Origin of the sequence: Haloferax mediterranei ATCC 33500 (genome assembly GCF_000306765.2) — an archaeon.
Taxonomy (GTDB): domain Archaea; phylum Halobacteriota; class Halobacteria; order Halobacteriales; family Haloferacaceae; genus Haloferax; species Haloferax mediterranei.
Map to the genome: position 1 here is coordinate 555,411 of NC_017941.2, position 11,931 is coordinate 567,341.

11 protein-coding genes are annotated in these 11,931 nt (G+C 62.6%); 1 reads left to right on the forward strand and 10 read right to left on the reverse strand.

Features of this window, described 5'->3' with window-relative positions; all coding sequences use genetic code 11:
- Nucleotides 1-348: 348 nt before the first annotated feature.
- The 9 genes from HFX_RS02865 to HFX_RS02905 all read right to left on the reverse strand — a co-directional run bounded on the left by HFX_RS02865 (nt 349) and on the right by HFX_RS02905 (nt 10,533).
- The gene (locus HFX_RS02865) at nt 349-888 is read right to left on the reverse strand and encodes a DUF7261 family protein (RefSeq protein WP_004057681.1); all 540 of its coding nucleotides are present in this window, start codon (nt 886-888) and stop codon (nt 349-351) included.
- Nucleotides 885-1,343 (reverse strand): DUF7262 family protein, encoded by a 459-nt coding sequence (locus tag HFX_RS02870; RefSeq protein ID WP_004057679.1) that lies wholly within the window; start codon nt 1,341-1,343, stop codon nt 885-887. The genes HFX_RS02865 and HFX_RS02870 overlap by 4 nt, the downstream gene beginning before the upstream one ends.
- A complete protein-coding gene (locus HFX_RS02875; RefSeq protein WP_004057677.1) occupies nt 1,336-2,019 on the reverse strand; it encodes a DUF7263 family protein in 684 nt (227 codons plus the stop codon). The genes HFX_RS02870 and HFX_RS02875 overlap by 8 nt, the downstream gene beginning before the upstream one ends.
- Nucleotides 2,016-2,543, reverse strand: a complete 528-nt coding sequence (locus HFX_RS02880; protein ID WP_004057675.1) for a DUF7266 family protein — start codon at nt 2,541-2,543, stop codon at nt 2,016-2,018. Before HFX_RS02880 ends, HFX_RS02875 begins: the two co-directional genes overlap by 4 nt.
- On the reverse strand, nt 2,536-3,279 hold the full coding sequence (locus tag HFX_RS02885) for a DUF7289 family protein (protein WP_004057673.1): 744 nt from the start codon (nt 3,277-3,279) through the stop codon (nt 2,536-2,538). Before HFX_RS02885 ends, HFX_RS02880 begins: the two co-directional genes overlap by 8 nt.
- A complete protein-coding gene (locus tag HFX_RS02890; RefSeq protein WP_004057672.1) occupies nt 3,276-5,195 on the reverse strand; it encodes a type II secretion system F family protein in 1,920 nt (639 codons plus the stop codon). Before HFX_RS02890 ends, HFX_RS02885 begins: the two co-directional genes overlap by 4 nt.
- Nucleotides 5,192-7,528: a type II/IV secretion system ATPase subunit gene (locus HFX_RS02895; RefSeq protein ID WP_179955355.1), complete on the reverse strand. Its 2,337-nt coding sequence runs from the start codon at nt 7,526-7,528 to the stop codon at nt 5,192-5,194. The genes HFX_RS02890 and HFX_RS02895 overlap by 4 nt, the downstream gene beginning before the upstream one ends.
- 265 nt (nt 7,529-7,793) lie before the next feature.
- Nucleotides 7,794-9,554 (reverse strand): histidine kinase N-terminal 7TM domain-containing protein, encoded by a 1,761-nt coding sequence (locus HFX_RS02900; RefSeq protein ID WP_049917437.1) that lies wholly within the window; start codon nt 9,552-9,554, stop codon nt 7,794-7,796.
- Nucleotides 9,555-9,645: 91 nt separating this feature from the next.
- On the reverse strand, nt 9,646-10,533 hold the full coding sequence (locus HFX_RS02905) for a UbiA family prenyltransferase (RefSeq protein WP_179955356.1): 888 nt from the start codon (nt 10,531-10,533) through the stop codon (nt 9,646-9,648).
- A gap of 351 nt (nt 10,534-10,884) precedes the next feature.
- Between HFX_RS02905 and HFX_RS02910 the strand changes: the two genes are divergently transcribed.
- Nucleotides 10,885-11,367 carry a zinc ribbon domain-containing protein gene (locus HFX_RS02910; RefSeq protein WP_004057665.1) on the forward strand — a complete coding sequence of 161 codons (483 nt, stop codon included), beginning with the start codon at nt 10,885-10,887 and terminating at the stop codon, nt 11,365-11,367.
- Between the two features lie 53 nt (nt 11,368-11,420).
- Here HFX_RS02910 and HFX_RS02915 read toward each other — a convergent pair whose 3' ends face one another.
- Complete coding sequence (locus HFX_RS02915; RefSeq protein ID WP_004057664.1) at nt 11,421-11,915, reverse strand: DUF7529 family protein; 495 nt, start codon at nt 11,913-11,915, stop codon at nt 11,421-11,423.
- Nucleotides 11,916-11,931: the final 16 nt, after the last annotated feature.

Here is an 11,931-nt window from a genome sequence, read left to right on the forward strand (position 1 = left end):
TGCCGGAGTGGTGGTCAGAGCTGCCTTTAAGAATATTTAGCAGAAAACTGCTCTAAGTCAATACAACTGAATGCTTGGTTGTGTCCTGTATATATAGAATAGAATGCTCTGCTTACCAGTATCAACAATGTCTGTTTTACAGATCTCCTGCAATCAACGTGTTATGACCGCTAGTGAATAGTTATCTTCGAACGCCCCCGCGTTGACGAGTCGAGGGCCTCCGTGCGCGCCTCGGCCATCGGCCTGCGGTGCTACTGTCGGCCGTCTTCCTCGTCGACGCGGCCCGTTCAGTCCACCCGGTTACGAAGCATTCGACAGGTGGCTCTATTGTCGTCGGAAAAATCCCCGTCACTCCGGCCTAAAGACGAACGTCAAGTCCGTCTCGGACTGCGGCGTCCCGATTCGCACGTCGACGAGGGCGGCGACGATAGCGGTCTCTCCGGCGCGCTCCTGAACGACCACGCCGTCGTCTGCGACGCACTGGCCGAAGTCGCGGTACGTGCTCTCGGGGCAGTTTCTGAGCGCCCATCCCGCGGCGACCGAGTTGTTAGTCGAGAGTGACACACCACCGGAACCGGTGTGTGCGTGTTCGATTCGCGTGAGCGACGGGTCGAGTTGCGACCTGAAGTCTGCGACCGCCGACTCCCTCGCGGCCCAACTGTACCGGCCTGCGACATCCGCGGTCGCGGCCTCGACAGCGTCGTCTGTCGCTGCGGCCACGTCATCAACCGGCGGGGCGGCGTCCGTGACGGCGTAGCCGAGTTGCGCGTGTACGAGCACGATGGTAAGTAACGCGACTACGACGACTGCGCCGGAGACGAGGACGAGTTGCCCGCGGTCGGTGCTCGTCCTGTCCGTCTCGTCGCTCCCGCTGAACAGTCGGCTCACGGGTACCACACCTCCAGCGTCGCGGTACAGCGAGGCACCGCAACCGACGCGGTTCCGACCCGCGCCGTCTCCGGTGGTTGGGTACCGACCGTTCCAACGTCGGTTCGGAGCGAGACGAACGCGCCGGTCGGAAGCCCCGCTGTTGCGACCTCGTGTAAGCGCGCCGCTCGGGCGTCGAAGTCACCCGGCGAAGCGCAGGCCGCTCCGAGGAACGTTCCCGGTCCGTCGGCAGGCACGTCCGCGACGAGCGCCGCAGCGTCTGTCGCCCGCTGATCGAGAGCCGTTTCGGTCCCTACGGGTGCAGTCGGCGTCAATGAGAAACTCGCCGCGACGGCGAGGATAAACAGCGTCGCCACCGCCGCCTCGACCATCGTAAGCGAGAGTTGACCGCGAGACTCGTTCGACAGTACGTCGGAACCGCCACGACCGCGGTCGAATCCGAGCGGGTCACGCATCGACGGTCACCTCGATTCGGGCCGCTTCCGTCTCGAATAGCGTCGCGGTTGCAGTGACGCTGCCCGTTGGAGCGGGACCGACTCGCTCGACGCGAATCACCGGGTCGGCGTAGTCTGTGACGTTCACGGTGTGCGTGCCCTCGATTCCGGTCGGTCGGTGCAGGACGACCCTGTCGCCGACGCGAATCGTTCGGACGGTCGTATCCGGGTCGGGGTTCACGTCGAACTGAATTCGGTTCGTTCGACCATTGAGGGTCGCCGCATCGCTGTCGTTGAGGTCGATTGTCTCGCTGGCAGTGCGCGTCTCGATGGCGACCGCACCCCGTGAGACGGTGGTCCCGCCCTGCGGGTCACCTTGGGCGGCTATCGTCTCTCCGTCGACTCGGACGCGGAAGTCGACGCTTCGAAGCGTGGGCACGGCCGTCGCGAGTTCGCTGGCATTCGTCTTGTTTACGAGCGACTTATCGATGCGTCCCTGCGCCGTCGTTAGCGGCGAGTCGGTGACGAGCGCGTCCGCTGCACGTTCGGCTTGGTGCTGTTCGAGCGGGTCGTTCGTTGCGTCTGCGAGTGTTCGGTCGGCGACGACGATACTCCCCGCAGTGACGGTCGTCACGAGGACGAGCGCTACTGCGAGACCGGCGAGCGTCGTCTGTGCGCGGGCCGTCGCGGTCGTCACTGCCCGCCTCCGTTCGAGAGTTCAACTGCCGTTTCGTCGTCATCAACGACGACGCGGACGACACAGTCGGTACCGCTGTCCCACGTGCCAGAGACGCTTACTGATTCAGGGAGCGTGACCGGTAGTTGTCGGTCGAACGCGTCGTTCGGATGGTCGAGAACGAGCGCGGGAGCCGTCACGTTGGCGTCGGTGGCGAGCGTGGCATTCTGCACGAACTCGATTCGGTAGGTGCTCCCGCGAATCGACCGCGGAATATCGACGGTCGCTTGGTGAGTTCCGCGAACTGCCGCGTCGGGAACCGTCGCAGTCGTTTCGACGCGCTCAGCTGCCGTCGAGAGCGTTTTGTCGGCGAGTTCGTGGCCGACTGCGTCGCGGTGGTCGGGGACGACGCCGCCGAAGAGGATGGTCGTCAATAGCCCGATGAACAGCACGACGATTGCGGCTTCGAGGGCCTTGCCGACGACCGGGACGACGGCGCGCCGGGCAGTCCGAAATGAGGTCGTCGTTCCGTGTTCCTCAGCCACGGTCGACCACCACCGTGAGGTCGTACCGGGCTAACGTGAGCGTCCGGTCGTCGGGGACGGCCACGACGACGCTCTCGACGCCATCGTCGTCGTAGTCTGTGCGCGTTGGGGTGAAGCCGCGGCGCTCGAACGCTCGTTCCCATGCACTTGGGACCGCGGTCTCGATGGCGACGGTGTAGGTGTCGGTGGGGAGGTCGACCACGGTTCGATTGGTTCGCGTTCGGAGTGTTGCCCCCGAACCGAGTCCGCCACCGTCGGTCGAATTCGTTGTCAGCACCGGAAGCGCGAGAAACGCTGCATCACCGGCGAGCGAGAGCGGAACTGGTGTGGCGAGGGTGGCGCTTTCTCCCGTTCCGCGGGCCACCGCCCCGCCGACGAAGGCGACTCGGTGGCCACCCAATTCGGCGGCGTAGCCGTCGGCGTCGTAGGTTCGGTTGGTTCCCGATTCCGAGAGGATTCGGACGGTTCGGTTCACTCGTGAGAGGTCGCCGTCGGTGACGCGAACCGGATGGCTACCATTCGCGCCGGCGAAGACGCCATCTCGGAGGTCGGTGAAACCCTCGACGGCGGCGTCCGCGTCGGCGGTCGCAACTTGTGCGTCAACGAGCGTTCCGACGCTCGCGGTCAAGAGACCGATGGCGACGACGCCGATTCCGAGGAGGAGCGCGACGCCGACGACGTTCGATTGGGCGCGGGTACGGGCTGTCCCGTTCAGTTGGGTGAGGACGCGGCTCATATCAGTCCGACCCCCGCGTAGACCATGTAGCAGGCGGCGACCAGCGCAGCCGAGTGAAGGAACGCTTCGTAGCGACCTCGACTCGCCGTTCCGGCGAACCATCCGGAGGCGAGCATGGTCGCCTGCGTGACGACGTACATCCGATAGCGGTCGCGTTCGAGGTCGACCGCGCCCGCGTTGATGGCGAACGACCCGCTCGTCGAGAGCGACGAGAGTTGTGCGAACCCGTCGAAAACGTGGACGTTGACGGCGACAGTGATGCCGATGACCAACAGCGCGGTCGTCCAGCCGACGGCAACGTAGACGAGTAGCCCAGACCGAAGTGCGCGCTTTTCGTGGTAGAGGCGGCCGATTTCGGTCTGGAGCGTGTCGAAGACGGTGCCGGTGTCGCTGCCGCCGTCGAGCGCGCCGACGACGAGCCCGATGGTTTGCTCGGCCATCGGTGTCCCGACGCGTTCGACGAATCGTTCGAGTGCAGCGGTTCGGAGGTTCACGTCGGTGCCGGAACTCGGCGCGGTGAACCGAAGGTTGAGCGCGAGGTCGGCCACGTCGCTGTCGAGCGGGCCGAGGTCGACGTCCTGTCCGACGTTCTCGACTGCCTCTGCGAAGGGGCGGCCGAGACTGACGTGTCCCGAGACGGCGTGGACGAAGTCCTTCAATTCGCGGTCTTTCGCGTCGTCGATGCGGGCGCGGCGGACGCCCACGAGACCGACCGGCGTCGCGTAGGCGACGTACCCGGCGAGGGAGACGCCGACCGCATCCGCGCCAACGAGGGCGGCGACCCCGGCGACGAGCAGTGCCGGAGCCACGAACACGACCGCGGCGCTGGCCGGGTTCGTGAGCGTCGTGGTGAGGGTGTTGAATGCCGTAGTTGGCCTGTCGTATTCGACGGACTGGTCCGGTGGCCGGAGACCGGAAATGAGAAGGCTCGCACCGAGTCCGACGCCGATGATGAAGACGGCGCTCGAATAGACGACGACACCCCGAGTAGTGGTTTGCCCGAGCGGCGTGACGACCGGCTCGGAGAGTCCGGGCGCGATGACGCTCATCACCGTGAGGACGATGACGAGGAGCGACGGCAGCACGAGGAGCACGATGAACAATTCGGCGAGGAGTTCGAGGAAGCCCTCGGCGCGTTCGCGGGCGCGGTCCTGTCGGTGGCCGAGCATTCGACTCTCCATCCGGAGGTAATTTCTGAGGGCGTCGTCGCCCTGTCCGGCGTGTTCGCGGAACTTCAAGAGGAACGGCGAGAGCACCCCCTCTGAGGGAGTGTCGCGGGCGACTCGGCGGAGTCCTTCGTTCACGTTCCCGGTCAGCGAGGCCGTGTTGAGGACGCTGCGGAAGGCGATTGCCGTTTCGCCGTACGCGCCGGTCTCGGCGACTCGGCGGAGCATCTCGCGCGGTCCGTCGCTCCCGGACGATAGGACGTGCAGGTAGCGAACTGCACCGGGAAGCGTCCGCTCGATGTTCTCTCGCCGGGCAGTTGCTCGCCACCCGAGGTATCTCCCGGCGACCAGGAGAACGGCGCGCCGGGTCGCAACGGCCGCGCCGAGCGCGAACACCGCCGCCACTGGCAGACGCGGGATGACGGGTATCGGAACGTGCTCGAAGAGCGGCAGTGCCGCGCGGAGTACGTCGAGGACGGCATCGACGGTCGAATCGGGCACCGCGAGTACGACGAGCACCGTCGGGAATGCGACAAACAAGCCGGTCGCCCACGCGAGTCCGTAGGCTCGCGCGAGGTAGAGGTCGAAACTCATCCGCATGTCTGTCCCGCGGTAGCGGCGACGGTCTCGGTCGTGTCGCGAGGCGTCGACGTGTCTCGCGAAGAGGGCATAGAGCGCTCTGTCGAGGACCGAAAGCGAGCGGACCCGTCCGACACCCCGGTCGTCGCGTACGGCGTCGAACTCGGTCACGGCTCTCGTCCCTCGGTGTCGTCGCGGCCGTCGCCAGTTGCGCCGCTGTCGGTGCGCTCTGCCATCCGGCGGCGGACGCGCTCGACGGTCGCTGCCTCGTCCGTTCGAAGGTCCGAAAGGAACCCGAACAGTTGGTTCACGTCGGTCACCTGCTCGCGGACGAGATACTCGACGTATCGGTGTTTCCGGTGGAACTCGCGTTCGACCGCCTCTACGTCTCGGTCGGTTGCTTCGGCGATGCGGTGGAACAATCGGATACCGACGCGCCGGTGGTCGTCACCCAACTGCGGGTGTTCGTACGAGAGGTCGAACGAGCCATCGGGTGACCGACGGGCGATGGTGTTCCAGTGGAGTGTCCGGCCGTCTTTCTCGATGACGCCGCGGCGACCCCACGTTTCGTTGTACTCCGATTCGGGGACGAGTTCGACGACTTCGGCGACGTATCGCTCGCCGTCGACCTTGTGCGGGAACACGACGAGGTCGAGTTCGCGGAGCAGGTACGGCGGTAGCCCCTGCTCGATGACGCGGTTGACGAGCGTCTCGATGTCCGCGGCGTGAGTGGTTCCGATAACGCCGTGGCCGGTGTTTAGCGTCTCTGCGAAGGTGGCGAACGACGCCGGCGTGTTGATTTCGGCGATGACCTCGACATCGGGATTGAGGTAATTCGCCTCGGTCATGAGGTCGGCCATCGAGACGCGCTTGAACTCGGATTCGTGGTCGCGCGTCGTGAGCGAGACGCCCGTCTCGTGCGGAAGGTGGACCTCACGGGACCCCTCGTCGATGCTGATTGGCCGGTGGTCGTAGGGAATGAACGGCATGTGCGCGTTCATTAATGTAGTTTTGCCGACACCTGTTGCGCCCGAGAACAGCACGACGCGGTGGTGTTCGTAGCAAAGCCAAAGCAGCGTCACGAGTTCTGTCGAGAGTGAGCCACCCTCCACGAGGTCGATTGGGGTGAGCACGTCGCCGGACTGCTTGCGAATCGAGACGTGTGGCCCGCCTTCTGAGATGACTGGGAGCGCCACGGCACACCGAATCGTCTCGTCGGTGTCGCTCGTCTCGGGGTCCCCACCGGTTGCACCGGGGCGGAGATTCACCTTCGCACTCGGATTCGAGGCGTTCAACTCCACGCCGTCCGCTGCGGCGAGTTGTGTCACGACGTTCGTAAACTCCGTTTCGTCCTCGAAGACGAGATTCGTCGGAACGCGAAGCCCGCCACGGCCGGTCACGTCAGCCCGCGGGATGACCTTCACGCGTTCGCCGACGCGGTTCGCTTCGATGTCTTCGAGATGCGGGTCGCGGATGGGAACCGTGAGAATCCCCTCGCCGACGTAGTCGCGGAGGACGTAGTAGACGAGGTCGTCGAGGCGGTCCTCGGCGAACCGGCGGTCGACCGGCGGCAGGGTAAGCCCGTACTCTGAAAGCGCCGACTGGACACGGAACTTCGTAGCGTCGACCCACGCTCTCGTGTTCCGGGCGGTGAGTCGCCGCGAAAGGAACTCGCGCGCCCTGTCGCGGACGAATCCGATACGGTCGGAGACCACATCGTCGACGTTCGCTTCCCAGATTCGCTCTTTACATTCCTCGATGAGTTCGGTGTCACCCGGAACGAGGTCGGGTTCGAGGACCGCGTACTTGGTGGCAAAGCGGTCGTCGCCGAGCAGTCGGTCGCGGTAGACGACCACGTCCACGTCGTATCCGGCGAAGGGGACGGTGTAGTGTTCGACCCGTTCGGCGGCGATGCGGTCGGCAAACGCCACGTCAGAATCGAATGCCGTCGTCGCCGGGGCGAAGTCTTCGGTGTGAACGACCAGACACTCCGACCCGTCTCCACGGCCAGCATCGACGACCTCGATTCGGTCGTCGAGCGCGAGCGGCGTGACCTCGCCGAGTAAGCGGAGGTCAGAGAGCGCATGGTGTTCCACGCGCCTGCGAGCGGGCGGCGTGAGGTCGAGTAGCCTGTCGAAGATACGCCGGTATTTCGGGGAAAGTCCCGCTTCAGCGCGTGCGGCCGCTCCTTCGCGAGTGAGCGGCCGCCGCTGGACGACCGTCGAGAAGTGGTCACGAACAGTCTCCAGAGCGTCGGACTCGCGAGCACCGACAGTTGGCTCTCGAACATCGTAGTCGAAACCGTGGTCGGCGTCGCTGATGGTGACGACAGTATCTGCTGCGACTTCGTACTGGGACCGAACAGACGGTGCGTACCACGCGGCAGGGTCGTCCGGTGGTACCGGTGCTGGAACGCTGCCTTCCTCGTGGGGCGTCGAGGAGGCACCAAATTCGAGGGTTGGAGTGGGTGGCTCCACCTCATCGTTCTCACCTTGGGTAGGCATACTCCGGTGTTGTCTGAGTTCAGTATTTAAGGTTTAACCGAGTGTGTTGAGCAACCTCAAAGAGAGGGCTAACTCCGGAAATCGGCCTCATAAGGCAATAATTAGTCACCCTGAAGTTATTAATTACTCCAAATATTGTATCGTATTCTAACAGCACACACCAACAAGGATATCAATGTTGAAAACTAGGTGTAGGGTATCTTCACCGACTGACCAATCTTGGACAGTCGACCACTACTCGCCTCCTCATCTCGCTTCAGACACCTTACTCAGTGTCAGTCTTATTCACCGTCGAACTCTTGCGTGACACCGGAATTCGGAGGACAACTTCTGACCCAGTCGGCTTCCGCTGATTGAACTCGACTGTTCCACCGAGTTGGTCGACGCCCCACTTCACCAACCAGAGACCGAGCCCGCTGCCGTGTCTGAGTGGCGTTTCGCCGTGGGACTGGATGGCAGCGAGTTCGCTCATATTGATTCCCGGACCCTCGTCTTCGATGCGAAGTTTGAGTGTGTCGCTGTTGACCGTTGCCGTCACTGTGACAACTGGTGTTGTCGAATCGTTGTGTTCGACACCGTTTTCCAGAAGCTCGGCGACGATTGGTTCGAGCATCGGCGCGCAGACGTAGTCGTTTTCGGGAAGCGACGCCAGTCGAATGTTTGATTCGGGGAAGTCGGTTCGGATAGTGTCCGCGGCGGCCCGTATCTGGACCGAGACGGGGAGTAGTTGCACATCCCCAGTATCGTCATCTCTCCGCGTCGTACCGAGTTTTCGCGCCTTTTTGCCGATGTTTACGAGCGTGGCCGCGTGGTTCTGGACAGTTTCCGCGTGCGAACGCGCGGACTCGAGCGACCCCGACTCGATATTTTCCAAGACGAGGGTGGCGTAGCCTTCGAGGAGGTTTGCTTCGGTTCGGAGGTTGTGCCGAAGGACGCGGTTCATCACTTCGAGTTGCTGGTGATTCAACCGACGGTCGGTCACATCCCGGAAGACGAGCGCGTTGCCGATGGCGCGGTTATGGTGGTCGGTGAACTCGCTGGTCCGGAGTTCGAAGTCTCGCTGGCCACCGCCGAGCCTGATTGTAACTTGGTCGCCGACCGGTTGGCCGGGCGTGATATCTTCGATGACATCGGAGACGGTGCGTCCTTCGAGTTCGTCGGCGGAACGGCCGAGGATGGCAACTGCCGATTCGTTCAGGGCGATGACGCGCCACTTCGTGTCGGTCACGATGACCGCGTCAACCATGGATTCGACCACACGTTCGCAAGCAAACCACTTCGGGATTGGGCGCGCTCCGAGGAGGTCGTATCGACGGAGTGCCACCGCGTACGCCAGTCCTGCAAACGTGAAGCCTGCAGGCGTCATATCGATGGAAGACCCGTACAGTTCGAGAAACGTCGTGGCGACATTTGCGAGGACCGGCATTAGCGTCCCGAGGATGAGCGTAATCGCCTGCATTCGGTACATCGTTGGCATGTTGAATGCCGTCCGAAAGAGGACAATCGCACCGGAGAGCCAGAGCAGATAGCTGTATCCGAGGGCGACCCAGTAAAGCGGTCCCCACTCATGCTGATGGATGCTGATTATCCCCTTCACGGCGGGAACGACATCTACCGCCGACCACATGAAGTGGTGTGCAGGATTCGTCCAGACGGCGACGAGCGCAACCATCGGAATAAACGAGATGAGGATAGTCATACCGGGCGTCGTATACCGGTCGTGCCCGGTGTACGCGAACGCGAAGACGAACCACGCGATTGGCGCAGTGAGGACGCCAATCCACTGGATGCTTGCGAGGACGAGTTTGAGGCCGAGGTCTGCGACGATGAGTTCGGCGATGTATCCCATCGACCACAATCCACTTGCGGCGGCAAGTACGATCAGACCGGGGGCACCCGGTGTTTTCCGGTGCTTCCAAGCAATCGTGGCGGCACCAACGCTGACAATTCCCGCGACGACGATGAGCCCAACAGCAATCGTGACTACTGGTTCTGATTGTGCGATAAGTTGCACATCCCATCTCATGCCCGGTATTGGCCCATGTAGCGCCAATTCCCCGACGTTCGTACTCACTATACAAACTTTCTCTCCGAGCGACAAAAGGGTATGTGCGTAGTTAGACAGGGACGAGGGATAGTCCGTGGGCTGCGACAACTACGCCAAGGACCATCAGTACACCTTCTCCGTCTCTGAGCGTGCAGAGTCGCTCCACCGACCGGTTCGTACCGGTAAGCGCGTAGGTAATCCACACGGAGTACACGGTGGCGGGAAGGAGCGCGATGGGTGCCCAGAGAGGGACGTAATCGAGCCACGCGGCACCGACAACAAACCCCAGTGAAACCAGTTCCATCGCGTAGAGAATCAGTTGGGTCCGACGAACACCGACAGCCGTTGGGAGGGTTGCGACTCCGTTTTCTTTGTCACCTTCGACATCCCTCACGTTGTGAACTTCGACCGAAATCGCAGAGCGGAGGAAAAACCAGACCGCGGCGACGACGGCCCCGGCGATGTAGCTCGGCTCCGCTGCCGCAACCGCGAACGGGACGAATGCAACGAGGACCGCCCACGCGAGTGCGACGACGGTCGTATTGACGAGAAAGATGTCTTTGAGCCGGTCGGCAGACGGAATCGGCAGGAGCGGTAAACTGTAGAAAACGGCAACGACGCCGGGAAAGAGCGTCAGTCCAAGCCCGTAGACACCGCCGCGTTGGATTGCGAGTCCGAGCGCGCCGATGATGGCGAGCGCCGAGAAGGCGGTGTACATCCTTGGATGCGCCGCGATGAAGGCGGTTCGACCGACGTAGTTCGCTTCGTCGGCGTCGAGGTCCGCGAGTTTGTCGAAGTTGTAGATGCCGACGGTAATCAGGAATCCGACGACGAGGGCCGCGTTCGGACTGATGCCCGCGAGGGACGACGCGACGTATATTTCTCCGATGGTGGCCACGCCGAGGAACACCGAACTGTGCACTACTGCTGCGTATAGCCGCTTTGGGACAATTCGCATCGCATGCGTAATCGTGTCTGCCGAGAATTAGTTATGAAGTGTCATTTATGATGATGGAATTGCTAGGCAGTTCTTGTTACTCTCGTGAATATCACCATCTCTGTCACGGTTATCGACGGATGCGGCGGCGTTATCGACCACAAAATAGACCCGTTTGAGTCGGCTGTTTCAGGAGTTTGGTCCACCTGACGTGTCCGGATGACGACGGCGGGACCGCGCGTCGAGTTCACAGTGTTAGTAGCACACTTCGCGCGTTTCGCAACTCGTTATCCGGTGACTGCGGGTGGATGACCTGGACCATCACACCGACTCAGTGTGTACATTTAGGGACTTCAGGCGTGGATATCGGGTATGTCAGCGCCTTCCGACGACCAACCGACCCGAGACCGTGGCCCGAACGAAGTGTTTTGCCGCGACTGCGGCGCGGTTATCGACGAGCGGGCTGAGATTTGCCCCGAGTGCGGAGTTCGCCAGCGCGACCCGCCGCAGTCATCGGTCGACTCCGCGGTAGACGACCTGTTTGAAGGAGGGAACCCATTCATTGCGGCGCTTCTATCCGCTCTCTTCCCCGGGTTGGGTCAACTGTACAACCGCGAACTCGAACGCGGACTTGCGTTCGCCGTCGGGATGGTCGTCACAACGCTTTCGACGGTAGTATTCATCGGAATCGTTCTCATCCCCGCGGTGTGGCTCTATTCTATCTACGACGCGTACACACGCGCGGAACTTCGAGCCGAGGAGTTGCGGTGCGAGGAGGCGGATGATGAGACCGAATCGGCGGAGAACAGCGGTGCTGCGACTAATGTCGAATCACCGGACGACTCGACGGCCTGAGTCGCCCGTAATCGTCTGCGTGAGGTTCTACTGGAAACGCTTCAGAACGCGCGTTAGACCTCTGCGTCCCAGTCCGGTGGCAAGAGTGGCTCGGGGTCCTCGTGGACGAATTCGACGCCCTTGTCGGGGTCGAGCGGGTGGACCTTCGTCCGCATCGTTGCGCCGTCGGCGAGCAGCGAGAACATGCGGTCGGTCTCGGCGAGACGGTAGTACAGCGGGAGGCAGACCGCGACTTCGTCTTCGGTCGCGCGGACGATGAGTGCGAGATAGACGAGACCGTTGGTGACCGCGCGGAACGATTCGTATTCGTCGAACGCTGTGCCTTCGACGGCCGATTCGACCTCACTGTATACGTCGTCGCCAACGACGATATCGAGACCGACGTGGTCGACGACATCGTCGCCTGTTCCGGGAACGGGAGCGACGTCGCCCGGCAGGGCCACGACGACGCGCCAGTCGCGCTCTCGATAGTCGTCAGCGAGCGCTTCACACTCTTCGACCACCGTCTCCCACGTGTTCGACTCGTCCGAGAGCGGATGTTTTTCCATGCGGCATGGTGTCGGT

Bases quoted from the DNA above. Each gene is read 5' to 3' on its own strand.
- HFX_RS02870 (WP_004057679.1), bottom strand. From the start codon at position 1,343: ATGCGTGACCCGCTCGGATTCGACCGCGGTCGTGGCGGTTCCGACGTA.
- HFX_RS02885 (WP_004057673.1), bottom strand. From the start codon at position 3,279: ATGAGCCGCGTCCTCACCCAACTGAACGGGACAGCCCGTACCCGCGCC.
- HFX_RS02895 (WP_179955355.1), bottom strand. From the start codon at position 7,528: ATGCCTACCCAAGGTGAGAACGATGAGGTGGAGCCACCCACTCCAACC.
- HFX_RS02900 (WP_049917437.1), bottom strand. From the start codon at position 9,554: ATGAGATGGGATGTGCAACTTATCGCACAATCAGAACCAGTAGTCACG.
- HFX_RS02905 (WP_179955356.1), bottom strand. From the start codon at position 10,533: ATGCGAATTGTCCCAAAGCGGCTATACGCAGCAGTAGTGCACAGTTCG.
- HFX_RS02910 (WP_004057665.1), top strand. From the start codon at position 10,885: ATGTCAGCGCCTTCCGACGACCAACCGACCCGAGACCGTGGCCCGAAC.
- HFX_RS02915 (WP_004057664.1), bottom strand. From the start codon at position 11,915: ATGGAAAAACATCCGCTCTCGGACGAGTCGAACACGTGGGAGACGGTG.